The organism is Paenibacillus sp. P4_E11, assembly GCF_056401635.1.
Genome location: NZ_JBFUIX010000020.1, coordinates 35,829 through 61,029, shown reverse-complemented (window position 1 = coordinate 61,029; position 25,201 = coordinate 35,829). Strand labels below are relative to the sequence as shown.

Annotated in this window: 23 protein-coding genes, 1 tRNA gene and 1 pseudogene; 2 read left to right on the top strand and 23 right to left on the bottom strand. The window is 53.9% G+C overall.

Annotated elements, in window-relative coordinates; genetic code table 11:
• Window positions 1-125 precede the first annotated feature (125 nt).
• The 14 genes from fni to AC1DWB_RS10555 all read right to left on the bottom strand — a co-directional run bounded on the left by fni (window position 126) and on the right by AC1DWB_RS10555 (window position 14,095).
• A complete protein-coding gene (gene fni / locus AC1DWB_RS10620) occupies window positions 126-1,190 on the bottom strand; it encodes a type 2 isopentenyl-diphosphate Delta-isomerase (RefSeq protein ID WP_477541048.1) in 1,065 nt (354 codons plus the stop codon).
• Between the two features lie 947 nt (window positions 1,191-2,137).
• Window positions 2,138-3,469 carry a pyrimidine-nucleoside phosphorylase gene (locus tag AC1DWB_RS10615; RefSeq protein ID WP_477541020.1) on the bottom strand — a complete coding sequence of 444 codons (1,332 nt, stop codon included), beginning with the start codon at window positions 3,467-3,469 and terminating at the stop codon, window positions 2,138-2,140.
• Window positions 3,470-4,732, bottom strand: coding sequence for an APC family permease (locus AC1DWB_RS10610; protein ID WP_477541019.1), 1,263 nt, complete (start codon window positions 4,730-4,732; stop codon window positions 3,470-3,472).
• 22 nt (window positions 4,733-4,754) lie between these two features.
• The gene (locus AC1DWB_RS10605; RefSeq protein WP_477541018.1) at window positions 4,755-5,180 is read right to left on the bottom strand and encodes a carboxymuconolactone decarboxylase family protein; all 426 of its coding nucleotides are present in this window, start codon (window positions 5,178-5,180) and stop codon (window positions 4,755-4,757) included.
• Window positions 5,181-5,219: 39 nt separating this feature from the next.
• Window positions 5,220-6,065: a purine-nucleoside phosphorylase gene (locus AC1DWB_RS10600; RefSeq protein WP_477541017.1), complete on the bottom strand. Its 846-nt coding sequence runs from the start codon at window positions 6,063-6,065 to the stop codon at window positions 5,220-5,222.
• Between the two features lie 32 nt (window positions 6,066-6,097).
• A complete protein-coding gene (locus tag AC1DWB_RS10595) occupies window positions 6,098-6,907 on the bottom strand; it encodes a purine-nucleoside phosphorylase (protein ID WP_477541047.1) in 810 nt (269 codons plus the stop codon).
• A 28-nt stretch (window positions 6,908-6,935) separates the two neighbouring features.
• Window positions 6,936-8,108 (bottom strand): phosphopentomutase, encoded by a 1,173-nt coding sequence (gene deoB, locus AC1DWB_RS10590; RefSeq protein ID WP_477541016.1) that lies wholly within the window; start codon window positions 8,106-8,108, stop codon window positions 6,936-6,938.
• Between the two features lie 248 nt (window positions 8,109-8,356).
• On the bottom strand, window positions 8,357-9,262 hold the full coding sequence (gene xerD / locus AC1DWB_RS10585; protein ID WP_477541015.1) for a site-specific tyrosine recombinase XerD: 906 nt from the start codon (window positions 9,260-9,262) through the stop codon (window positions 8,357-8,359).
• An 84-nt stretch (window positions 9,263-9,346) separates the two neighbouring features.
• Window positions 9,347-9,583 carry a YqzK family protein gene (locus AC1DWB_RS10580; protein WP_477541014.1) on the bottom strand — a complete coding sequence of 79 codons (237 nt, stop codon included), beginning with the start codon at window positions 9,581-9,583 and terminating at the stop codon, window positions 9,347-9,349.
• Window positions 9,584-9,679: 96 nt separating this feature from the next.
• A complete protein-coding gene (ald, locus tag AC1DWB_RS10575) occupies window positions 9,680-10,816 on the bottom strand; it encodes an alanine dehydrogenase (RefSeq protein ID WP_477541013.1) in 1,137 nt (378 codons plus the stop codon).
• A gap of 188 nt (window positions 10,817-11,004) precedes the next feature.
• Entirely contained in the window at window positions 11,005-11,481 is a 477-nt protein-coding gene (gene fur, locus AC1DWB_RS10570) for a ferric iron uptake transcriptional regulator (RefSeq protein WP_477541012.1), read from the bottom strand.
• 63 nt (window positions 11,482-11,544) lie between these two features.
• Window positions 11,545-12,186, bottom strand: coding sequence for a stage II sporulation protein M (gene spoIIM, locus AC1DWB_RS10565; protein WP_477541011.1), 642 nt, complete (start codon window positions 12,184-12,186; stop codon window positions 11,545-11,547).
• A gap of 129 nt (window positions 12,187-12,315) precedes the next feature.
• Window positions 12,316-13,536 (bottom strand): endonuclease Q family protein, encoded by a 1,221-nt coding sequence (locus AC1DWB_RS10560; RefSeq protein ID WP_477541010.1) that lies wholly within the window; start codon window positions 13,534-13,536, stop codon window positions 12,316-12,318.
• 1 nt (window position 13,537) lies between these two features.
• Entirely contained in the window at window positions 13,538-14,095 is a 558-nt protein-coding gene (locus AC1DWB_RS10555; protein ID WP_477541046.1) for an NUDIX hydrolase, read from the bottom strand.
• A 119-nt stretch (window positions 14,096-14,214) separates the two neighbouring features.
• On the opposite strand from AC1DWB_RS10555, the gene mciZ reads away from it, so the two are divergent.
• Complete coding sequence (gene mciZ / locus AC1DWB_RS10550; RefSeq protein ID WP_477541009.1) at window positions 14,215-14,400, top strand: Z-ring formation inhibitor MciZ; 186 nt, start codon at window positions 14,215-14,217, stop codon at window positions 14,398-14,400.
• Window positions 14,401-14,472: 72 nt separating this feature from the next.
• On the opposite strand, the gene AC1DWB_RS10545 is transcribed toward mciZ, so the two are convergent.
• The 4 genes from AC1DWB_RS10545 to AC1DWB_RS10530 form a co-directional block, all read right to left on the bottom strand.
• Window positions 14,473-14,940, bottom strand: a complete 468-nt coding sequence (locus tag AC1DWB_RS10545) for a RidA family protein (RefSeq protein WP_477541008.1) — start codon at window positions 14,938-14,940, stop codon at window positions 14,473-14,475.
• A gap of 176 nt (window positions 14,941-15,116) precedes the next feature.
• Window positions 15,117-16,628, bottom strand: a complete 1,512-nt coding sequence (locus AC1DWB_RS10540) for an MDR family MFS transporter (RefSeq protein ID WP_477541007.1) — start codon at window positions 16,626-16,628, stop codon at window positions 15,117-15,119.
• A gap of 24 nt (window positions 16,629-16,652) precedes the next feature.
• On the bottom strand, window positions 16,653-17,246 hold the full coding sequence (locus tag AC1DWB_RS10535; RefSeq protein WP_477541006.1) for a TetR/AcrR family transcriptional regulator: 594 nt from the start codon (window positions 17,244-17,246) through the stop codon (window positions 16,653-16,655).
• A 227-nt stretch (window positions 17,247-17,473) separates the two neighbouring features.
• Window positions 17,474-18,115 carry a DUF3866 family protein gene (locus AC1DWB_RS10530; protein WP_477541045.1) on the bottom strand — a complete coding sequence of 214 codons (642 nt, stop codon included), beginning with the start codon at window positions 18,113-18,115 and terminating at the stop codon, window positions 17,474-17,476.
• Between AC1DWB_RS10530 and AC1DWB_RS10525 the strand changes: the two genes are divergently transcribed.
• A tRNA-OTHER gene (locus AC1DWB_RS10525) sits at window positions 18,083-18,213 on the top strand. The two genes, AC1DWB_RS10530 and AC1DWB_RS10525, sit on opposite strands and share 33 nt — an antisense overlap.
• Window positions 18,214-18,400: 187 nt before the next feature.
• Here the strand turns inward: AC1DWB_RS10525 and AC1DWB_RS10520 are convergent.
• From AC1DWB_RS10520 to AC1DWB_RS10500, 5 genes and pseudogenes are all read right to left on the bottom strand, one after another.
• Window positions 18,401-18,778: pseudogene (locus AC1DWB_RS10520) on the bottom strand (DUF3866 family protein); the annotation flags it as partial.
• 245 nt (window positions 18,779-19,023) lie between these two features.
• Window positions 19,024-20,628 carry a sensor domain-containing diguanylate cyclase gene (locus AC1DWB_RS10515; protein WP_477541005.1) on the bottom strand — a complete coding sequence of 535 codons (1,605 nt, stop codon included), beginning with the start codon at window positions 20,626-20,628 and terminating at the stop codon, window positions 19,024-19,026.
• A gap of 399 nt (window positions 20,629-21,027) precedes the next feature.
• Window positions 21,028-22,290, bottom strand: a complete 1,263-nt coding sequence (locus AC1DWB_RS10510; protein ID WP_477541004.1) for a CapA family protein — start codon at window positions 22,288-22,290, stop codon at window positions 21,028-21,030.
• 76 nt (window positions 22,291-22,366) lie between these two features.
• Complete coding sequence (locus AC1DWB_RS10505) at window positions 22,367-23,509, bottom strand: M20/M25/M40 family metallo-hydrolase (RefSeq protein WP_477541003.1); 1,143 nt, start codon at window positions 23,507-23,509, stop codon at window positions 22,367-22,369.
• A 260-nt stretch (window positions 23,510-23,769) separates the two neighbouring features.
• A complete protein-coding gene (locus AC1DWB_RS10500) occupies window positions 23,770-25,185 on the bottom strand; it encodes a dihydrolipoamide acetyltransferase family protein (protein ID WP_477541002.1) in 1,416 nt (471 codons plus the stop codon).
• Window positions 25,186-25,201: the final 16 nt, after the last annotated feature.

The window sequence follows — 25,201 nt, the reverse complement described above, 5'->3', positions numbered from 1 at the left end:
CTTGCAGGGTTCCGGCTAGCACGAGAGTACCAAGCGGCACAGACTAATTGCACGCCGTGGGCGCGTTTAGGTCGAAGCGCTACTACCGTAGCAGCTTTGCAGGGCGCGAGAGAGGGGCGACGCGCCTATAACGGTGGCGACGAAGCGTCGAACGCCGACGCTGGCACGAGTGCGCGCGTCCCGCGCAGGTCAGCGAGTGTGCGCGCGCCGATGCCGAACATCGCCGCGCGCAGCTCGAACTCGACCTGCGCGAGCGCCCGCTCGGCAGCCGCCTCGCCTTCCACGGCTGCGGCTAACAGCCCGCGGCCGAAGCCGGCGAGGTTCGCGCCGAGCGCAAGCGCCTTGGCGGCGTCGACGCCGTTCGCGAGCCCCCCGCTCGCGATGACAAGCGCGTCCGGCGCGTGACGCCGAACGTCGCGAATGCACGCGGCTGTGGGCACGCCCCAGTCCGCGAAGGCATCGGCGGCCTGTCGACGCAGCGGATCGGCCGTGCGGCGCTTCTCAACCTCGCTCCACGAGGTTCCGCCTGCTCCGGCTACATCGATATAGCTGACGCCTGCATCAAGCAGACGTCGCGCCGTCGCGCCATCAATGCCCCACCCTACTTCCTTGACGCCGACCGGGATCGGCATAGTAGAACACACCTGCTCGATTCGTCGCAGCAGATCGCGAAAGTTGGTGTTCCCTTCTGGCTGGAATACCTCCTGAAGTGCATTCAGATGCAGCACCAAGCCATCCGCATCTAACATCTCAACGGCTTGGCGGCATTCAGCCGCGCCGTAGCCATAATTCAATTGGACCGCACCGAGATTGGCAAACAGCGGAATAGTGGGCGCAACATCGCGGACTCGGAACGTGGTTGCCAATTCTGGCTGCTCGATGGCCGCCCGGACAGAACCGACTCCCATCGCCCAGCCGCGCTGTTCCGCCGCTTGAGCGAGGTTTCGGTTGATCCGTAAGGCTTCCTCAGTCCCCCCGGTCATCGAGCTGATTATGAAAGGTGTGCGGATCGACTTTCCGAGAAAATGAGAGGACACATCAATCTCATCGAAATCCAACTCGGGCAACGCTTGATGAACGAAACGATACTGTTCGAAGCCCGTCGTAATACCGCGCCCCGTAACTGGTTCCTCCAGACAGATCCTAATATGCTCCGCTTTTCTTCGTTCCGTACTCCGCTCCATGCTCATTTTCAGCTCCACCTCACTTTTTCCACCAATCCGAGTATGCGTTCAGAATTTTTCTTTAATAAACTCGTAACGCCTGGTAACTGGCATATACACGAATGTTGCGCCCGCCACACGACTAATTGACTCTATAACTCCAGCTGGAAGGCGACTTTTCCGTCTTCCAGCTCCTTCGACGAGCGAAACCCGAGCTGTAAGACGATTTTTTCGGCTTACAGCCCCTCCGACGAGCGAATCCCGGGCTGTAAGACGATTTTTTCGGCTTACAGCCCCTCCGACGAGCGAAACCCAAGCTGTAAGACGATTTTTTCGGCTTACAGCACCTCCGGCAGGCGAAAACCGAGCTGTAAGACGATTTTTTCGGCTTACAGCACCTCCGACGAGCGAATCCCGAGCTGAAAGACGATTTTTTCGGCTTACAGCACCTCCGACGAGCGAATCCCGGGCTGTAAGACGATTTTTTCGGCTTACTGCACCTCCGGCAGGCGAAACCCAAGCTGTAAGACGATTTTTTCGGCTTACAGCTCCTCCGGCAGGCGAAACTCGAGCTGTAAGACGATTTTTTCGGCTTACAGCACCTCCGGCAGGCGAAAACCGAGCTGTAAGACCCATTTTTCGTCTTACAGCCCCTCTGACGAGCGAATCCCGGGCTGTAAGACGATTATTGAGGTTGTCGATTAACTGTGGACAAGAGGAGTGGAGAGTGAAAAAGAGGACCCTGGCGAGTTTTGGCTTGAACCTCCCACCGCTGAATCCCTTATACAATCAGGGAGGTTCAAACAAGATGTTAGAGCTAAAGGGGTCCTTTTTCACTTGGAACGGCCGTTTTTGCTTCTATCAACAGTTAATCGACAGCCTCATTTTCGACCTTACAAAGCAGCACGCGTACGTTTGATGCTCTCCAAGCACCGGTTTTGCATTTTTCGCCAGACACCAGGCACGCCTTCACATTAAAACCGTTCTACGCCGTCCTTGGTCACGACTGCATATAGCAGCACAGGCTTTGGAGGCTCTTCCTCCGTCACCTGGTATGCGTCGAGTATGTGCTGCTGCACCGCCTCCACAAGCGATGAATCGGCGCGGTTCGTGTGCAGCTCGACCAACGTATCGCCTAACTCGACACGATCGCCGATCTTGCGGCGAAGCACGATACCAGCTGCCAAATCGATGGCAGCCTCCTTTGTCTCGCGGCCAGCACCGAGCATCATCGCACCGATGCCGATACGCTCCGCTTCAATCGCGGACACATACCCGGCAGTCGGTGCCGGAACCGCAATGACATGCTTAGCCGTCGCCAACTGGGCAGGCTGATCGATGAACGAAGGCGATCCGCCTTGAGCGGCTACGAATTCCTTGAACTTCTTCAGCGCGTATCCCTTGCGAATGATCTCGTATAGCATGTCCTTCGCCTCGTCGATTTCGAGCGCTTTGCCACCTAGCACTAGCATGTGGGCGCCAAGTGTGAGGCATAGCTCCTCCAGGTCTTTCGGACCTTGGCCCTTCAACGTCTCGATGGCCAGCTTTACTTCAAGCGCGTTGCCGACGGCCACGCCAAGCGGCTGGTCCATGCTGCTGATGACGGCGACCGTCTCGCGGCCGACTTCCTCACCAATGGCGACCATCGCTTCCGCGAGGCGGATCGAGTCATCCAGCGTTTTCATGAACGCGCCGCTGCCGGTCTTCACATCGAGCACGATCGCATCAGCGCCCGAAGCAATCTTCTTGCTCATAATCGAGCTCGCGATGAGCGGAATGGAATTCACGGTTGCGGTCACATCCCGTAAGCCGTAGAGCTTCTTGTCTGCCGGCGTCACGTTGCCGGACTGACTCATCACAGCAACGCCGTGCCGGTTCACCTGCTCGACGAACGCTTCCTGCGTGAGCTCGACCTGGAAGCCGGGGATCGACTCCAGCTTGTCGATCGTCCCGCCCGTGTGGCCTAGCCCACGGCCGGACATCTTCGCGACCGGTACCCCGGCGGCCGCGACGAGCGGAGCCAGCACAAGCGTCGTCGTATCGCCGACGCCGCCTGTGCTGTGCTTGTCGACCTTGACGCCCTGGATTGGGCTCAGGTCGACTTGATCGCCGGAGGCGGCCATCTCCAAGGTCAGATCGGCCGTTTCCCGGGCCGACATCCCTTGGAAATACACCGCCATTGCCCAAGCAGATAGCTGGTAATCAGGAATCCGGCCGCTGCTGTAACCCTGGATAAGAAATGCCAATTCTTCGCGGCTCAACTCTCCTCCATCGCGTTTCTTCTGTATAAGATCTACCGTTCTCATCTATACCCCACCCTCCGATCTCGTCCGGTTCCTCCGGATTCTCAAATACAATAAACAAGCGGCCGCGACAACGACCGGCACCGCTAGATACGATAATGAGAAAGGCGCCACAACGATACAAAATGCCGCCGCAACCATAGATGACAAACGACCGATCCGGTCGTGCCATAACAGCTTCACGCAGGCAAGCGTAGCAATGACATAGACGACGATACCAAGCGTCGTTGGAAAGAGAATCAACCTGTCCGCGCCTACGTCCCATACGTAACTGATGAGCAAAACTATACTGTTCGTTGCGAATAGAAATATCGTGCTGCGATATGGAACGCCTCTTGAGCCTAACCCACCGAACCAAGTCGGGAACCGGCCTTCTTGCGCCAAGGAATAGCCGAGCCTGGAAGAGCTGGCCAAGTAAACGTTCAGCGTACCGAGACAGACAATACATGCGACAATCGCGGTCGCTATACCTGCACTGAAACCTACAGCGCGGCCCATCAAGTCCGCTAACGGCGCTGCCGCTGCCTGATCTCCATACAGTCCGGTTCCTACTGTAACGACCGATAGCAGGGTGTATGTCGTGCCGATTACGAAGACGCTGGACCATGTGCTCCGCATCACGTCACGTTCCGGATTGCGGAACTCCGGTACGAGATGGGTAATGCTCTCCCACCCGAAGAACGCCCAGAATATCAACACACAAGCGCGGCCGATCCCTCCTACACCGTGCGGCATGAAATCCTGGAATTGACTCGGCTCCACGTCCGGCAGAGACAATGCAATGGTCGCCAGTAGTAGCAGCAATACAGCCCCGCTCAAGCCAAGCGACAGCCTGGCACTCGCACGCATCCCCAGCAGATTAGCCGCTAAGGCGGCGGCTAGAAATCCGAACGCAGCTACGTAGGCCCAGCCTGCAGGAAGCCGGAACGCGGATACGATGTAAGCAGCTCCGGTAAGCCCTACTACCGCTTGTCCTGTCGAAACCCAGACGAAGAAAAACCACCCAACGATAGCCCCCCATGTCCCCCCGAACGCTTGCTCCACGATTTTGGCGATTCCCCCGAAATCCCGATACTTAAGCGCGAGTCTGGCGAACGTGTAGGCGATCGGAATGCTGATGAGCGACATCGCCAACCACGACACGATGGAGGCTGGCCCGGCAAGCTGTGCCGTATAGCCCGGCAGTATGAGAATGCCGGAACCTAGAACCGCTCCCATGTAGAGCGCGACGCCTTGCAAATATGTAATGGAGCGTTGATGTTCCATCTCCTGTTTCGTTCCCTTCGTCCTACTCCACCCGAATCCCCTTGGACTCGAACACAACACGTGCCAAGTGAATCGCATTCATCACTTTCGGAAATCCGATGTAAGGCACACAATGCAGCATAATCTCGACAATTTCCTTCGCGGTAAGGCCGACGTTCAACGCAGAGCCTACATGAACCTCCAGCTCCTTATCGCAGCCGCCCATGGTGATCAGCGTTGTCAGCGTAACGATCATACGTTGCTTCAGATCGAGCCCATCCCGTGAATAAATGTCGCCGTAAGCGAAAGAAATAATGAGTTCGCACAAATCCGGACTAAACTCCTGCAGCTTCTCAATCGTCTGCTCTCCCTTGCTGCCCGTTATTTGTTTCAATAACGTCCAGCCAAGCTCCCTGCGGGAGTCTGCTTCTGATACAACCGCCGCATCCGTATCCTGTCTTTCCGTCATGGCTCGCATCTCCCAACTACAGTCCCGACCCAGAACCTGCTATACTTCACGCACGAACGCTTTTACCAACGCGATAAACTTGGGCTTCGTGCGGTTGGCTACTTCCACTACTTGTTCATGGGTCAACGGCTCCAGTTCTTCCCCGATCGCCATATCCGTAATGCACGAAATACCCAGAACGTTGATTCCAGCATGCCGTGCGGCGATCACCTCGCCAACCGTCGACATTCCTACAGCGTCTCCGCCTATTACAACAAGCATTTTAAGCTCAGCCGGTGTCATATAAGCTGGACCGCTGATCCCGCAGTATACGCCTTCCTGAAGCTCCAATGCATCGCCGTCATCTCCACGAATTTGACTGGACAATCGATGAGCCAATGCGCGGTATTGGCGATTGTAAGCTTCCGACATGTCCGGGAACCTGACGCCGAGTTGCGGATCATTTCTGCCGATCAGAGGGTGATCCCCGGTCAAGTTAATATGGTCGCAGATCAGCATCAGATCACCAGGTCGGAACGCTCGGTTCATACCGCCCGCCGCATTCGTCATGACCAATGTTTGTACACCTAGACGTTTCATCACATAGATCGGGAATACGACCTTTTGCATCGCATAGCCTTCGTAATAATGGAAGCGGCCTTGCATGACGATAACAGACTTTCCTTCCAACGTCCCTACTACAAACTGGCCTGCGTGGCCTTCTACTGTCGATACCGGAAAGTGTGGAATATCAGAATAAGCGATCGCTACAGCATCTTCTACTTCGTGAGCCAGATCTCCGAGTCCTGACCCCAGCACCATGCCGATCACAGGTTTAAGATTGCCGATTCGATTAAGTATGTAAGCTACGGCCTCGTCAATTTGCTGCAGTTGCAACTGTTCCATCTATGTAAACCTCCTGTTATATAAGTTGTTAGTTACATCTTCCCAATGATCCGGCCAACCAAGCTCAGGAATGTACCCTTGACCCGTTCTGCCGTCTCCATCACTTCCTCATGTGACAAAGGTTGATCCAGTATGCCAGCGGCCATGTTCGTGATACAGGAAATGCCCAGCACTTCCAGTCCAGCATGACGGGCTGCGACGACTTCCGGCACGGTAGACATGCCGACTGCATCCGCTCCAAGCGTACGAAGCATGCGGATTTCCGCTGGTGTCTCGTAGCTAGGACCGAGCATGGAGGCATACACTCCCTCGCGCACGGAAACACCTTCCTCAGCTGCTGCTTCTCTAGCGATATTCAACAGCTTAGCACTGTAGGCCTGCGACATATCCGGGAAACGCACACCGAACGACGAGTCATTCGGCCCGATCAACGGGGTGCGATACATCAGATTGATATGGTCCCGAATCAGCATCAGATCCCCGGACGAATAAGTCGTATTCACCCCACCGGCAGCGTTCGTCACAAGCAGTGTCTTCACACCCATTGCCTTCATGACACGAATGGGAAAAGCGACCGTCTGGGCGTCGTACCCTTCATACAGGTGAAATCGGCCTTTCATCATAATAGCTTTGCGTCCTTGTATGGTACCGACCATCAATTCACCGGCATGTCCTTCTACTGTGACTTTCGGGAAGTGCGGAATTTCACTATAGTGGATGACGGTGACGTCTTCCATCGCATTGGCAAGCACGCCAAGACCAGACCCCAGTATGAGCCCGATCTCAGGCTGGTAAGGGATTTCTTCTTCGATAAATAGACGCGCTTGCTCGACTTGTTCCATAGCATTCATCTGCATCTCACTATCCTTTCTATTCAATCTGTGCCAAAAAACTCGTTCCGTATGAAGGTGCCGGCAATCCGAAGTTGTCGGCGATTGTTGCTCCCACATCGGCGAATGTAGCTCGGATGCCGAGCGAAGCAGGATGGTTCATCCCTGGACTCCAGACGAGCAGAGGAACATATTCGCGCGTATGATCGGTTCCAGCATGAATCGGATCATTGCCGTGGTCAGCAGTCAGCAGAAGTAAATCTTCCTTCCCGAAGCGTTCCATTAGCTCAGGCAGACGCCGGTCGAATGCTTCCAGTGCTCGTCCATAACCTTCGGGATCTCTACGGTGCCCATAGAGAGAGTCGAAGTCAACCAGGTTCGTGAACGACAAGCCTTGGAAGGACTCACCCAATACGCGAATCGTCTCCTCCATGCCGTGTTCGTTGCTATTCGTATGATAGGACGCGGTAACGCCCTCGCCAGTAAATATATCATTGATCTTGCCGATCGCGATGCAATCGAGTCCAGCGTCCTTCAGGCTATTCATAACCGTAGGTGCTGGTGGCGAGACGGCGTAGTCATGTCGATTCGGTGTTCGCTTGAATGCACCGGGTTGTCCTATATATGGCCGGGCGATAACGCGTCCCACCGCATACTCCCCAACCGTAAGCTCTCGCGCTATTCGGCATGCGGCGTACAGCTCCTCTAGCGGGATCACATCCTCATGGGCAGCAATCTGCATGACGCTATCCGCTGAAGTATAGACGATCCAGGCGCCTGTCTTCATCTGTTCTTCACCCAGCTCGTCCAGGATCTCGGTTCCAGACGCTGGCTTATTGCCGAGTATGGCACGTCCGGTTCTGCGGACGAACTCCTCGATCAGTTCAGGCGGGAACCCTTCCGGATAAGTCTGGAACGGGATCGTCACCTTCAGTCCCATCAACTCCCAGTGACCGGTCATCGTATCTTTACCTACCGACACTTCTACCATTTTCCCATAAGCCGCAATCGGTTGTTCAACAGGAGTTATTCCTTGCAACGGAGCAATGTTGCCAAGCCCAAGCTTCTGCATGTTCGGCAGCGCGAAGCCTGCCACCCTCTCGGCGATATGTCCTAACGTATGCGACCCCCGATCACCGAACTTGTCCGCATCCGGCAATTCACCAATCCCAACACTATCTAGGACGATCAGGCATATTCTTTTATAAGACATCAGGAGTATACCTCCCTACTTGTTTTTTCAATATTATCTCACGCCTCCCAGCCGTTTGCAAAATAATGCTCCACTGGATGATCTGGCCTTGTCCTCTGTCACCCTCGAATAAAAAAAGCTTCTATCGAAGCAACTCGGTGAAGCGGGTTCGTCTTTAGCGGTAACTTTTTATGCCGAATCAGGATGCAACCTCTCGAAGTTTATACTTTCTGATTCTGTAAAAAAAAGCCTGCGCATCCGCATGGCTCTTACGTTCCGTGCTTTCCCGCCCGGGGGTGGGCCGCTTCATAAATATCTTTCATCCGCAGCTTGCTAACCTGGGCATACAACAAGGTCGAGGAAATATCGGCATGACCGAGCATCTCCTGTACCGCTCTCAGATCGGCTCCATTCTCCAACAGGTGGGCGGCGAACGAATGGCGAAGTGTGTGCGGTGTTACTTCTTCCCGGATCCCAGCGTTGCGCGCGGCTTTCTTCAGTATTTTCCAGAAACCTTGGCGTGTTAATCGCGTTCCCATATGGTTCAAGAACAACGCATCCTCTGCATCAGCCCTCTTGAGCAAGTGTACGCGCATCGTGCCGATGTACATTTCCAACCACTGTATCGCGATCCGACCCAGAGGGATGATCCGCTCCTTTGCGCCTTTTCCTGGACAACGGACGAATCCCATATCCAAGTGAATATGACTAACATCAAGCTCGATCAGCTCTGACACACGAATGCCTGTCGCGTACAGCAGTTCCAACATCGCTTTATCACGGACACCGGATGGCACAGACGTATCCGGTATTTCCAACAGCCGCTCCACCTCTTCAACCGCCATGATCTGAGGCAGCTTTTTCTCAAGCTTAGGTGACTCCAACCCCATTGTCGGATCCGTGTTGACCAATCGCTCTTGAAGCAAATAATGGTACAGGGCACGCAAGGACACCATGCAGCGGGAAACGGATGCCGCCGCACGGCCCTGCTGACGAAGATGATGGATATATTGGTGAATGTGCATCGTATTTGAGCTCTCTATCGACTGAACGCCGGATTGCTGCAAATAATCTATAAATGCGGCCAAATCCCGCTCATAAGACTCCAACGTATTTCGGGCAAGTCGCTTCTCGACGTATATATACTGTATGAAGTTGTGCAGGTGCTGTTTCATCGAGGGATCATTCCTTCCTTGCAGCTATGGAATCGTTCTTTATTCCATTCCACAGTACTCATACGAAATCCTGCTTCGAACGGTCTACTCCCCGTACCAATAAAATAACATTAAACGGTCGGCGAACGAGGAGGACGGCTCCCCATATCCGGTATGCTGCTGAAACACCTTGACCGCCTTGCCAGTAGGCTCCTTGTAGCGCTGCGCAGGTTCAATCCAGCCCGATACCCATTGGAACAAATAATAGACCACCAAGGTCAAGACGAAGAACATCACCGTGAACTTCAATCGCGTCAGCCATCTTCGAACGGATACGATCATCTGAATGCCTCCTTGTCCCTATAACAGCAGTCTAGGGTAAGATTATGATTGTCCTCTGCCGAATATGACTGCCAGGATGCAACCGATTCAGCTTCACTACTCAGGTAGCGGTTGGAGTGGCAAGCCTACCGAATCCGCAACAGCCGGATGTGAGATGAATCCCCCGTACGTATTGACACCTAACCGTAAGGAGTTGTTCTCCTTGACAGCTCTGTCGAATCCTTTGTTAGCCAGCTCCAGTGCATAGCCGATTGTTACGTTCGTCAAGGCGAATGTGGATGTTCTCGGGACCGCTCCGGGCATATTGGCTACGGCATAATGAATGACCCCATGTTTCTCGTACGTAGGCTCACTGTGAGTCGTTACCCGATCGACCGTCTCAATCGTTCCGCCTTGGTCAACAGCTACGTCTACGATAACAGCGCCTTTCTTCATCTGACTGACCATCGCCTCGGTCACGAGCTTGGGCGCCCTGGCACCAGGGATGAGTACTGCCCCGATGAGCAGATCGGCTTTTTGCACGGCGTTAGCAATGTTCAGCGAGTTGGACATCAGCGTCTTGACCCGCCCACCGAATATATCGTCCAACGCTCGCATTCGGTCTGCGCTACGTTCCACGATCACGACATCGGCGCCAAGTCCTAGCGCCATCTTAGCTGCATTCGTTCCAACGATGCCACCTCCGAGGATGACGACAACACCCGGGGGTACACCTGGAACGCCACCTAACAAAATACCACGCCCACCGTTAGGCTTCTCCAGAAACTGCGCTCCTACTTGCACCGACATTCTGCCGGCCACTTCGCTCATCGGGGTGAGAAGAGGAAGGCTTCCGTTGGCAGCTTGTATCGTCTCATAGGCGATACCRGTAACCTTGCGCCGGACAAGCTCATGTGTCAATTCCAAGGCTGCTGCGAGGTGTAAGTACGTGAACAGCAGTTGCCCTTCGCGAAAATGCCCGAATTCCTCGGCAATCGGCTCTTTCACCTTCATGATCATATCTGCACGGGTCCATACATCGGCCGCTGTTTCCGAGATAACGGCTCCCGCCTGTGCGTATTCCTCATCCGTGAAGCCACTCCCTGCTCCAGCGAATCGTTCTACCACGATCTCGTGCCCGGCCAGCTTCAGCATGTGCACCCCGGCAGGTGTTAGAGCTACACGGTTCTCATTGTTCTTGATTTCTTTGGGCACCCCTATAACGTATCGGTTCGAATGGGTCGAATTAGTCAATTTTGCCCCCTCCTTTGCAATCGATGAAACAAGTTCCTAGTATCAAATGTATGCGGGGAGGCAATCAATGGCTCCACTTCCAATAGGTTCTCTTGCCTATGCTTTTTTTACTCAAACAAAAATAAAGCCCTGTCCGTGGACAAGGCCTTCGTTCTCAATCGTATTCGTGTGATATCAACAGATGTTGCTTACAGGTCACCCTGTGATTCAGCGGCTTCCTTGGCTGCCTTCTCGTTGCAGCGGTGGCAGATGCCCTGGAAATCAAGCCGGTGATCGTGCACCTTGAAGTTGTACTCGGCGGCCAGTCTCTCTTCGAGCGGCGTCAGCCAATCTTCCATAATCTCATCCACCGCTCCGCATTTGACACAAATCAAATGATGATGATGGTGATGAGAGTTATCATTGCGCAGGTCATAACGTGCTACCCCGTCGCCGAAATTCATCTTCTCCACTACGTGAAGCTCACTTAGTAATTCCAACGTCCGATATACCGTTGCGAGTCCGATTTCGGGAGCCTTGTCCTTTACGAGCATGAACACATCTTCCGCACTGAGGTGATCTTCCTCGTTCTCAAGCAAGACGCGAACGGTCGCTTCGCGCTGGGGTGTCAGCTTATAGCCCTGCGATTGCAGCTGCTGCTTGATCTTATCGATTCGTGCTTCCATACTCCTCCCCCTTAGAGCATTGTCGCCGGTTTCGCGCATGCTTACATTATAGGGGGATTTGATCTATTCCGCAAGAGCGCTCAGCATGGGCGTTACCCACTGCATCAACACGGGCGACAAATACGCCTCGAACAACGATACACCGAACAGCAGCGCGATCATACTCAGTGTGATGGAGGAGAAGCGAACGAATGGCGGATACAACGTTCCTTTTTTTTGCAGGAACCGGTTTTTGACCAAGTACATCGAGAACGAAATCGCCGACACGCTGCATATCATGAGCGCCGGGATAATGATCAAGTTCTGCGGAGCGACCGACACGAGTGCGAACAGCATCCCTTTCCAGGACATCTCGCCCACAAGGACGCCTACCGAGAAGCCCACCAGCACTCCTTTTAGAAAATCGAGCAGAAAAATAAAAGGCAATCCAACAATCGACAACCCCAGCATCCAGATAAGCAAAATCCATTTCAAATGCATAAAGAAAGCTTGCTTGAACGAAGCCTGCCCTCCCAGATCCGTACCTTGATCGATCATTTGCACGAAGCTGCTTAGATGACGGCCCAACTCCTGCTTCTGATCCGCTGACAAGGCGTTCACCATAAGCGCGCCGAACACGACGCCCATCACCAGCAAGACGGAGACGAATACGTACAGCGACAAATGTTCCTTCATATCCGAGCGCATCCGGTTGTTCCAGCTCATCCTTCAGTCCTCCAATCGGCACCCCAAATTTCACCCCAAATGTGAAGATAAGCTTCGAAAGTGTATTCCGATACCTTGTCCCACTCTTAGGATGTATATGAAACTAGCGGGGAACCTATGACTGGATATTTAGCTAGGATCGCTCTTGCCGGGAATTATTACTTTGCCGTATCGTCCTCCACCTCCTGCTTCCAAAGTAAGTTCACCAAGCCGCGCCTGCATAATAGTACGAGCAATATCAAAACCTACCGCTTCCACAAGTTCGTTCTCAGGTGCACGGTGCAATATATTCATCTCGGTCCCAAAGCGGAGCAGCATCGATTCCAGCTTCTTCGGACCTAAGCCTGGGATGAATTCAAGTGGGACTTGATAGTGATAGGGCGGACGGTGGGCGCTTACTAACGGCTGCCTCCTGTCCGCGATGTCCATAATCCGGTCCATAACCCCGCGTACGAATTTCCCGTGACCGCAATGAGGGCATCGTTCGCCTTGCGGATGATGCGCGTCCAGAACCGTCTCGCAAGAAGCGCAGTAAGTCCGGTGATACTTGCCCAGATGAGGGTTCAACCCATAGTTGGCGGCAATCCCCCGACCCTCTGCATTCGCAAGCGCCATCGTCAGTTCATGGAAAGTCGGTTGCTGCATATAAAGCCGATTGTATTCCCGACCGATCTTGCGCAAAGAGTGAGCGTCGGAATCCGTCACGAACGGCAGCGTATCCAGCTCGGTGATATGGCTGGCCATCTCCGTATCCGCACTTAGGCCCAACTCGACAGCGGAGAGCTGTTCGATGTCCAGCAGCTCAGCCATTCGGGTGGCGGCGCTGCCGTAGACGCTCTTGTAGGGGGTGAAGATGTGAGCCGGGATGAGGATGCCTCCCCTGGCTATTACTTCCGCTTGCAGCTCGCGAGCCGTGACGTAGATACGCTGTGAGCTTAATTCTACGTTCTTCATATAGCGGCTCATCCAGCCTGTAAACTGCTGCATGTCGCTTAATGTCGGCAAGTACGCGAGCAAATGCGCGGCACCACGGCCAGGGTCTCTCACCTCAATCTCACTGCCGAGCATGATAGTGGTTTTACGATAGCGAATGCCTCCACCTTCGAGCTCCTCCATCTCACCTTTATGGAGATAGTCCATAATCTCATCCTGAACAGCCGGCGAGTGGCAGTCAATGATGCCGACTACATCGATGCCCTTACGCTCCGATGCTTCCTGCGCGATGTTGAAGAACGTCAAGTCCTTGCTGCCGCTAATCTTGACCGGCTTGCCCTTCTCGGTGCGCCCGATGTGGATGTGCAGATCGACGAAATAACTGGATAATGATGGTGCCTTCTTAGGTGCAGACATGTCAGATCTGCCCGGTTAATTGATAGATCTGCCAGGCGTAGACGGCTGTGATCGTCTTGGCATCACGAATACGGCCATCCGCAATGAGCTGCTGCGCTTGTTCCAGTGTGATGAGTTCGATGTCGAGGAATTCGTCCTCGTCCAGATGAACCTCGCCTGGGACAAGATCCTCAGCCACGTATAAATGAATAATCTCATTGGCAAAGCCAGGCGACGTGTAGAAAGAACTGATGAGACGCAGCGATTCGCTGCAGAAGCCGGTCTCTTCTTCCAGCTCTCGCTTCGCTGCTTCAAGTGGCGTTTCGCCCGGATCCAGCTTCCCCGCCGGAATCTCGACTAAGCTGCGCTCAAGCGGCTTGCGGAATTGCTCCACCACAATCATCTTGCCTTCGTGAAGCGCCAGCACCGCTACGGCTCCTGGGTGTTTGACGATCTCGCGGGTCGCGATCTTCCCGTTCGGGAGGTTGACCGTATCTACTTGCAGGGAGATCACTCTTCCGTTGAATATGGATTCGGTTTGGATCGTAGTTTCTTCGTATTTGTTATTCAAATCTATCATCTCCATCGGTTTGATAATCGTTCCGCGCAGGTTCACTAGTCACGTCAGCATAACTTGTCCACCATGCGCATACCATGACATTATATCAAACTTTACAAGATGATGAGGGGGATACGAGGATGAAGTCCTACTTGGCTCAAGATCAGCTTCGGATCGTAGGTAAGGGTTGGGAAGTGCGGCAATATTTGCGCAAGCTCACGAAGGAAACGAATCGGGATAAGACACTGGCATCCCTGCTGTCCGGCCTAACCAGTCAAGCGGAGCGGGTCGGGTATGCGGGGCCTGTGGGGCGTAGTCGGGGCTGACTCTTTTACCGTATCGATAGAGAAAACCACCTGGAGATCAGGTGGTTTTCTCTTATATATTGTGTAGTTAGCTTATGATTTCAATAACACTACCATATCTACTTCGGTCGAGGAGCCCAATGGCAGTGTATGGATACCCAGAGCCGCACGTGCGTGCTTGCCTGCTTCCCCGAATACGTCGATCAGTACCTGGCTGCCTGCGTTCATAATCACTGGATGTTCGGTCACTTGCTCTGTGCAGCTTAAGTATCCTGTTACTTTCAGTATTTTCTCTACGCGTTCCAATCCTACTGCTTTATCCAGCGACTCCAGACAGTTGATGACCGACAATGCTGCAGATTGCTTACCCTCTTCGATCGATACATTATCGCCGATTCGTCCTTTGTACGTCAGTTCTCCCCCGGAGAATGGGACGTGACCGGACACATAAGCAACGTTGCCATCCAGTTGAACCGACAGTATCACGCCAGGTGCTTTCACAGCGAGATCCGGCTTCCACCCATACGCTTGTTTCACTTCTTCGTATTTGTTGCGATCCATTCGATTAACCTCCTCAGAATCTTTCATCCCAACAGTGACGTGGGGTTCGTCTTCTATTCTATTGGGTTGTTGTGTCTAGAGCAAGCTAATAGAGTGGACTGAGGATCGTTTTTCTATAATCAAGGTTGGATGATCATAGACGGTTACGTAGAGAACAAGGTCGAAGGTTACACAGATTAAGCTTGAACCGCTGCAGGTTCGGCTACCTCTTGGCGAGTGGTCAACACTTCTTTCCGCAGGAACCAGCAGATGACGAACGCCGCGATCGAGAAGAAAACGCCGATCAGGAACATGTGCTGGAACGCTTCAGAGAAGATGTTCTTGATCTGCAGCATCAGCTCCGAGGATAAGCCTTCCGGCATACCTCCATTGATAATGGTTTCGGATGTGCCTGCCGGGAATTGACCGGACAAGTCGGTGATGCCGGAATGAATGTTCCGGGAGAGCAAGCTGCCGAAGATGCTGAAGCCAAGTGTTGCGCCGAGCGATTGGAACAGCTGCACGGTCGCGATTCCGACACCGGCATGCTCCTTCGCTACCGATTCTTGCACGATCAGATTGTCACTGCCGAACAAGACGCCAATCCCAAGTCCCATGATGAAGAACGCTATGATGACATAGAGCACGGTAGTACTTACATCGATTCTGGACAATAAGTAGTAGGCCACGATCGGAAGTGCGAAAGAGATAATGAACAGAAGCTTGTAAGGCACTTTCGTGATCAAAAATCCACAAACAATACTTGCTGGAATTGCCCCTGCCATAAAACCAAGCGACAAGTAGCCCGAAGCCGTCGGCGACAAGCCCATCACATTCTGAGCGAAGAACGGGAACCCGGACATGCCTCCCATTACACCAAGCATCGTCACGAATACAATGAACGACAAGACGACAACCGAACGGTGTCTGAACAATTGCAGCGGTATGATCGGTTCCTCTGTTCGAAGTTCAATTCGAATGAATAGGGCAACCAGTACGGCAGATAAGACGAGCAGCCCGATTACGACAGGCGAAGACCATGTATAGTCGGCTACATCGATCAACACCGGTGCGAGTAACAATGAGAGGATCGCAAGGACAAGCGTCGAGGCGCCAGCCCAATCGATCGACTTCTTCTCCGTACTAACGGACTCCCGCAGCCCTTTGCCTACGATCAACGCAGCGATTATGCCTACAGGAAGATTGATCAGGAAGATCCAATGCCAGTTGACGTGGCTGACGAAGTAGCCGCCTACGGTAGGACCTAGCAACTGTGGCAGGATCAACATCGGACCGATCAAACTCTGCACCTTGGCCCTCTGCTCCAGCGGGAACGAATCCCCAATAATAATCATCGCTAGCGGCATAAGTCCACCTGCACCGATGCCTTGGATGCCTCGACCGACCAGTAGAACCGTCATCGAGTTAGCGAAGCCACATATAACGGAGCCTATCATGAATAGAGTGACACAGATCATGTAGATTCGTTTGCGGCCATACAGATCGGCCAATTTGCCGAAGATCGGCATGAAGACCGTAATCGCGAGCATGTAGATGCCGGCTACCCAGCCGAATAGCGACAAACCGTGCAGATCGCGAATAATTGTGGGTAGCGCCGTTGATACTACCGTTTGATCCAATTCCGAGAATACGAGACCGAGCAGCAGCCCGATCAGGATCAATGTCTTGTTATTTTCTGATTTCACCATTTACGTTACACCTGCTTTTACATATTAGTTGGATGAAGATTTAACAATCAAGCGCATGAAGAAATCTACGGTGGGCAACGTATACCCTTCTATTGGGCTCGCATCCGTATTCATAAGGCCTACGATCGTCGTGAGGTACCACATCGCTTGTTTCCTAGGGTCCTCTTCGATGAAGACTCCTTCCCGTTGACCAGCCAAGAGAATGTTCGCCAGTACATTAACCATTCTCATGGATTCATTGAAATCCAGCAGTTCCGCTACCTCTGTAGGCAGATCCGCCGCGCTCTGGACTTGTTGCATCAGCATGAAGTGATGGTTGTCCTCCGAGACGATCTCATGGGTTATCGTTCGAACCTTCTCCAGCGGCGTTCCAGGCATCGTCTCGATTAGAATAAAAGCTTGCCGGGCTCCCTCATTCGCATCGCGTACGAGCTCGGCTAGAATCTCGTCCTTGGACTTGAAATAGCGGTAGGACAGTCCATCGCTAATCTTGGCTTCTGCGGCAATCATACTCATCTTCGTGCCTTTCAATCCGTGTTGGGCGAACACCTTGAGCGCAGCTCGCTTGATCTGGTCCTTTCGACTATCTGGAGTTTGACTTCTCATATTGTTTACCATCTTGAATCCCTCATCTGATTTGATGTGATGTGAATAAATGAATGGTTCATTCATTATTGTCTACAAAAAATATCCTATCCTATTCCTCCCCATTTGTCAATTACTGGTACACCCAATTCGTATCCTTCAACATCACTTCCTCAGTATAGAATCAGACGCACGTCTCGTAATCAGGCGCAAGGTTCAATCGTTCTCGGTCTAGAGGAGGAGAATAGAGACTCTCCCCTCTATCCTCCTTCCAGCAGCCCGCGCGCATACTGCGCTGCCGCACAGACGCCCGCCCAGAAGGGCGGGTCATCCACGAACCGCCTCCCCATCGTCGTGATGGGGAGGGCATAAGCCGCCATCCGCTCAGCGATGGCGAAGGGGTCCATCCCCGTGACGACGGGGATGTAATGCAGGCTCGCCAAATCAGCCTCGGCGATTTGGCGCTCGATGCAAGCGCGCGCTTCCGGCGGCAACTCCGCCGGAAGCGGCATCGTAGCCGGCGCGAGGCACAGGTCGCCGAGCGCCGTCAGGGTGTGCGCGCTCAGCCCGCGATGCCGCTCGCGCGCGTCCGCGAAGCTGATGCGCGGCATGAGGATCGGCCGGCCGCCGAGCGCTAGGACGGCGTGCACTAGCTCGGCCGTCTCGGTCGCCGTATGGCCGAGACGCGTGCCTGTGCCGACGATGCCGGGGCCCATCGTCGCGATCGCGATGTCCGCCATGTGCACGTGGCGGGCGGCGAGCAGCGCCGTGAACTTGTTCACGGCTTCAAGGTTGCCGCCGTAGGCGTGGCCGTAAGTGACCGTGCCGGCGAGCCAGCCGCAGGCGGTCAGCTCGGCGGCATGCCGACTGTAGGCGAGCGGCAGCGCGCCGCCGTCGGTCATGACGTAAGCGAGCCGAAGGCCGCTGGAAGTCGACGGCGTGCCTACGTAGGCTGAGCCGCTCGGCGTTGACAGGGGTTCGACTCCCCTCGCCTCCACCATGGAAGACCCGACTGCTACGAGCGGCATGGAGACACCGCCGACTACGCCAGCGGAGCTCACCGCCTCATCCGACGGCGCGATCCGCCCTTCGGCACCTGTGGGCCCCGCGTGCCTTCCCGCCATCAGCCACGCCGCCGCAATCGGCAGCATGCTGTGCAGCTCGCCGATCAGCACCGGCATGCCGTCCAACTGCAGCCGGCTGCGAAACAGCTCATGGTGCGGGCTCGCCTCCTCCTCCACAGCCAGCACCGCTCGCTGCTGCGGCGTATAGCGTAGCTTCATAATATGACCTTGGGCAGCAGCTTCAACATCGCCAACCGCGGAATGGTCAGCATCAGCTTCTGCATCGGCGGCAGCTTCAGCATAGGCTTCAGTATCCGCACCACCAGCCATCTCTCCCGCACAACCTACAGACCGATCCAACACATGGTGGACAAAGTGCACCCCTCCGCTGTTCAGACCTAGCCGAACCGCGGTCACATTGAGGGCCACATGATCACCCACGGCAACCCGATGCAACGCGTCGGTATAATGGATCGCCCTCGCCAAGGAACCGTCCGCCATCTTCACTTTCAACTCTTGAACATTCCCATATTCGGTCTTGGCCTCAACGACTTTCCCTATCTCAATCATCAGGGTCATGCGCATCATCCCTCCCTCTCTCTATCATCTCTAACTAGCGTACAGCCGGATTCCAGCTTTATGCCAGCTGCGCTAATGTTTACGCAGGACCACACCAAAAAACGGCTTCCCGCCGATACCACTCGAATCGGAGAAAGCCGCCTTTTGCAAAGGAACGCTGGTAAGTTCTATGAGGTTGTCTCGGTCTCCGCCAGCACCGTCCTGTTCTTGCCGGCGCCCTTGGCCTTGTACAACGCCTGATCGGCCAGATAGAACATGGCCTCGGTCGTGCTGCATTGCGACGGGTAGTGGGCGATGCCCAGGGAGACGGTAACGGTCTTGCCGATCGGACTCTCGCTCGTCTCGAACGTTTGACGGATGCGCTCGGCGACAAGAAACGCAGCCTGGGCAGATATGTTCGCGAGCAGAACGACGAACTCTTCCCCGCCGTACCGACAGCAGACGTCGCCGGGCCTGACAGATTGTGAAACGATTCTCGCCAGATGCTTCAACACTTCGTCGCCCGCTTGATGACCGTATGTGTCATTAATAGACTTGAACCGGTCGATGTCCATGATGATCATGGAATATTCAAGTTGTTCCGCTGTCCATTGATTCATAATCGTTTCAAGCGTACGCCGATTGGCCAACCCTGTTAAGGGATCTACCGTAGCCGCTTGCGTTAATTGCTCAGTCCGCTTCTCAATGTCAGACAGGGCGATCAATATCGTCTTGGTCAATAAATCCGCTTCCCGGTTCCAATGGTTGTTCTTCAGAGGAAGCTGGGTCTTGTCGTGCCCGATCGTGCTGACCATCTTCGCAAGGGAGACGAATGGTTTCGCCAGCCGATGCGCCAACCAGACCGCGATAAGCAGCAACAAGAAGAAGGGTGGCAGCGTGTACAAGAGCATCGACCTGATATGGCGTTTCAGTTGTTCCTTGACGACCTCACTGGGCGTTACGACCGCAACTCCCCATCCGTTCGTCGGAACGCCGGTGTAACCTGCTAGCAGCTCCACGCCTCTGGAGTTCACCACCTGCCGCTTGCCGCCCATGCCAGTCATAAGCTCGTGCACGACGGGATTCCCGCTCACATCCTCGCCGATCCGTTCGACATCCGGATGGAAGAGGAGATGTCCGTCCGAACCGACCACGTAAAAATACGAGCCGCCCGCATCCCGGTCATTGCTTCCGAATATCATGGTCAAGATGTTATTCTCCTGCAAATACAACGTACCGCCTATATATCCGCGGTAACGGCCGCTCACGTCGAATATCGGTTCGCTCATGAAGACGATCAGGCGTTTTGTAGTGACCGTCATGTGGGGTTTGGACAAGTAAGACTTCTTTGCGGCCAGCGCTTCCTTGGCTTCTACCGCTGTAATGTACATGCCGGTCGTTCCGACAGACGCTGGCACTACGTTGTCTACAAGCCCTGTCTCATTCACGACGACTATGGAATTAAAATAATTGTTGCTCTGGTGGAGCAGCTCCAGATATTGATTCGACTCTCCCGCGTTCATCATCGGATTTTCCGAGAAATGCTTGGCGGCATAGCGAAGGCTACCCTGCATCGAAATAAACAAGGAGTCTATCGTTTTACTCATTTTGGCAGCAGTGGAATAATTCAAGGAAAGTGTGGTGTCGACTAGGGACTGTTTTTTGGATTGGTAGGACCCGACTAGTAGAATGGTTAACGTGATAAGAACAGATAGACAGACAAGTCCGGTTAGCAGCGTCGTCAGACTGACTTTATTTTTTTGACCGGCCTTGATCTCTTGAAGAATCGGCATGATGTATCACTGCCTTACTGTACAGAAATAATTGGGGATGTACATAGTATTTCGACAGACGATCTTGAATTCCTTTCATTCTCGAAAATAAAATAGTTCTAAATACCTATATATGGAATCTGATTCCTCGGAGGATTATCTGGTGTTCCGTCCGCATAAGAAAAACCGTCCGGAAGATCACTGGACGGACCTTGGTGGTTGAGTTCAGTTAGCGCGTGGGGAGGGCATGGGAGGAGATTCCGACCGTTGTTGAAATTTTGTTCCTATGATTATATGTTTAGCGGTGTGAACAAGATTTCAAAGACGGACGCTCCGCTTCTCCACCCCCTCCCATACCCTGATGAACAATCAGCGAAGTTAATCATTCTGAATCGTTAACAAAGAACCTGTTGGATGGAGTCATTGTCGAATAATGTCAGGAAATTGCAGCTCCGGCATCCACCGGTTCAAATGGCTTTGAATCTCTTTCCTATACGTGTCGGCCTGGGCAAGTTGGCTTTCAAGAGCCTCCTGCAAAGGGACGATGTGATAGCCGCGCCAGTTCGTCATTGTGATCCAGGTCGGAATAAAGGCGGGTTGCCGCACTTCAATACGCGCCTCTCTCCCTTTAACCGTCTTCACAACCTCCAATTGCAGGATTCCCCCGGTTCTCTCCCGATTCCCTTCCTGCGCCGCAATGAAATTGCCAAGCGAGTACACTGCGAACACCTTCCGACTTGAAGCCGTCTCGATCCATTCCATAGGCTGAAGAACGTGAGGATGATGCCCGATAATGATGTCTGCGCCAGCTTCAGCTGCGGCATGGGCCACTTGCTTCTGCTCCTCGTTCGGCAGCAGGACATATTCTTGCCCGAAGTGCAGATTGACGACGACCACATCAGCCTGTTTCCGAGCTTCCTCAATGTCCTGCTTGAGCTTGGGCAGCTCGATCAGATTGACGAGGTACTCCTTGCCCTTTGGCACCGGGATCCCGTTCGTTCCGTAGGTGTAAGCTAAGAAAGCAAATACAATGCCCTTCTTCTCGACTGTCCGGATTCGCACTTGATCGTCTACGGAGACATGGGCACCCGTATATACAATCCCGAGGCTGTTCATATGCTGAATGGCATTCGTAATGGCTTGCTCCCCGCGATCGAGTGTATGATTGTTAGCCAAATTGACGATATCGAATCCTGTATCCTTCAGCGCATCGGCGATCTCGTACGGGCTGTTGAATTGCGGGTAATCCGAAAGCCCAATCTCCTCTCCGCCCGGCATGCTCTCCTGGTTCGCCATCGCCAAATCGGCTGCTTCTATGTAACGTTTGATCGGTTCGAACATTGGCTTGAAATCATAACCGTCCTTCGTCTTGGCATCCTTATAAATGGAACTGTGGATCAGCACATCGCCCACCGCGGCCAGCTTCACGACCGATACCTGCTCCTTGTCCACAACTGGGCTGGGACTTGGGCTGCCTGGTCTTGCAGATGAACTTCCATTTGGAGATCCCCCCGGTTGGTTAGAACTCGGTGACGGCGATGGAGAGGGTGAAGTCCCGATTGCTTGCGGTAGCGGGTTCGTCTCACCTGGTGATTGACAACCGACGGTCACGAAGACCATAGAGAACAGAATAATAGCACACAGCATCACACTTGGTTTTATAAATGCGTTACTAGGCAACATGATCCCCTCCTCTCTCTATACGGGAATGCAATAACAGCCGACTTGGCTAAGTCGGCTGCTTCGATTCCTCATTCTGTTAGGCCCCTGCTGCCGTTTCCTTGACAATTGCCACTACGAGTTCAGCTGCTCCAGCCAGTTCCTTGATCGCGATCTGCTCCTTCGTCGTGTGGATGTACTCGTAGCCTACCGCGAGGTTCACGGTCGGGATGCCCATCCCGTTGAACATGTTGGCATCGCTGCCGCCACCCGTGTGGAATGTCGAGCCTTTGCGGCCGATATTCTCGATTGCCCGCAGCGCTAGTTGCACGACTGGAGCGGTCTCGTCGTATTTGTAGCCTGGGTAGATGATCTCCGACTTGAACTCGGAGCGCGCACCCATCTCTTCTGCTGCGGCCGCGCATGCTTGGCGCATCGCTTCCACTTGGCGTTCCAGCTTGTCAGGCACCAGACTCCGTGCTTCTGCATCGATGTTCACTTGCTCACATACGATGTTCGTCGCACCTCCGCCGGCGAAACGTCCGATGTTCGCTGTCGTCTCACTGTCGATACGGCCGAGTGACATCTTGGAGATCGCTTTGCTCGCCACTTGAATGGCGCTGATGCCATCTTCCGGATTCACACCGGCATGGGCTGCTTTGCCATAGAACGTAATATGAATCTTCGCCTGAGAAGGTGCTGCTACGGCAATTTCACCGATATATCCGCTGGAATCAATCGCATAGCCGAACTTCGCCTCCAGCTCCTTAGGCGGATTGGCCGCCATCGCTCGTGCGCCGAGCAGACCGGACTCTTCGCCCGCTGTAATGACGTATTGGATTTTGCCGTGGCGAATGTTCTGCTCCTTCAAGACCAGAATCGACTCCAGAATGGCCGCGATCCCCGCTTTATCGTCGCTGCCGAGGATCGTCGTGCCGTCGCTGCGAATATATCCATCTGAGGCAACCTGCGGCTTAATGCCGTTACCTGGTGTAACGGTGTCCATGTGGCATGTGAAAAAAATCGTCGGCACATTCTCCCCGCCAGCTGAAGCCGGAAGTGTTAGAATGAGGTTCCCCGACCCATGACCGGTGACCGCCGCCGTATCGTCCTCGAATACAGATAGTCCGAGTGAACTGAATTTATTTTTCAAGAAAGCGCTGATCTGTTGCTCATGCTTCGTCTCGCTGTCAATACGGACCAGTTCCAGAAATTGTTCGATCAAGCGATTTTGTTGGATCATGTACCTTTCCTCCTGCCCCTCTAATGGGTTACAATATATGTAGATGCTTGTTCTCTATAGTATGACCTGAATAAGGAGTTGAAAGCCGTGTTTCCCAAATGGTTAATTCGCACGATGGTCTATCTCATGCTGCTAGCTATGTTCTCTTCCGTCATTCTCTTCACCGTAGATATGTTTCTTCAATGAAGCAGGAAGGCTGCACCAGATTCATTCGATCGGTGCAGCCGGACAAGCTATGCTGGCATGCTCTGAAATTGCCATCAATACAGCTTCGTATCGAGTGTATATCCTTCCAAGTTCTCCTTCACCCGCTGCAAAAACCGCCCACAAATGACGCCATCCAATATGCGATGATCCAGTGACAAGCACATATTCGCCATGGAGCGCACCGCGATCATGTCCTGAATGACGACCGGCCGTTTCACGATTGTTTCGAAAGTCAGATTCGCCGCTTGCGGATAGTTGATGATTGGGTAAGATAGAATCGATCCGAACGAGCCCGTGTTATTCACCGTAATCGTCCCGCCTTGCACATCGTCCAGCATCAATTTACCCGTCCGCGCCTTGCGTGAGAGCTCATCGATTTCTTTGGCTAGACCAGCGATGTTTTTCTGGTCAGCTTTTTTGATGACCGGAGTGATGACCGAATCTTCCGTTCCGACAGCTAGCGCTATATTGATGTCGCGCTTGACGATAATTTTGTCAACCGCCCAGACTGAGTTCATGATCGGGTAATCCTTGATCGCACTGACGACCGCCTTCAGCACGAAAGCCAAGTAGGTTAGGTTGACCCCTTCCTGCTTCTTGAACTCGTCCTTCACTTTGTTGCGAAGCAGCACGAGATTAGTCATATCGACCTCGATCATCGTCCAGGCGTGCGGAATTTCCGCGACGCTCTGGCGCATCCGGGTGGCAATCGTATTGCGGATCGGGGTTACGTCGATAATGTACTCGTTGCTGCCACCCTTCCGCTGTCCTTCGATTTCGACATTCGGAATGGCTGGGCTTTCGCTTAGATGCAGGCCTGTCGTGCGGAGGGGCACCGGCGTTTTGCTCAGCTCGGCAGCTTGGGCTTGGGCCGAAGCTACGTTGCCGCTGTTGTCTGCGCGGGCCGCTGGCTGTGCTAACGGCGCGCTGTTGGCTGCGGCGGTTGCGCCGAAGCCATGCTCCGCTGCGTGCAGCACGTCCTTGCGCGTGATGCGACCGCCGAGCCCGCTGCCCGTGAGGCGCGCGAGCTCGATGCTGTGCTGCGCCGCAAGCAGCTGCACGGCAGGCGAGTAGCGGTGCCGCATCGGCGCATCGGCGTCGATAGCAGCGTTGGCTGCGGCGAAGCCGGCACCGGCTGACGGAGCGCTGCTCACGCCAGCCGAGCTAACGGCGTCAGCAGCACTGCTGCTTGCAGCCGCAGATGAGCCTGCCTCCGCTACGATGCAGACGACTGCGCCGACGGGCACCGTTTCGCCCTCCTGGGCGATTATTTCCACGAGCGTGCCTTCTACTGTACAAGGCAGCTCGGCGTTGACTTTATCCGTAATGAGCTCGCAGATCGGCTCATATTGTTCGATTGTATCGCCAGGCTTCTTCAGCCATTTGCCGATTGTAGCCGACACCAGGGACTCGGCCAGCTGCGGCAAGATGATTTCGGTCCCGGTTTCCGTAGACTTCCTCATAGTCATTCTCCCCGCTTCCTCC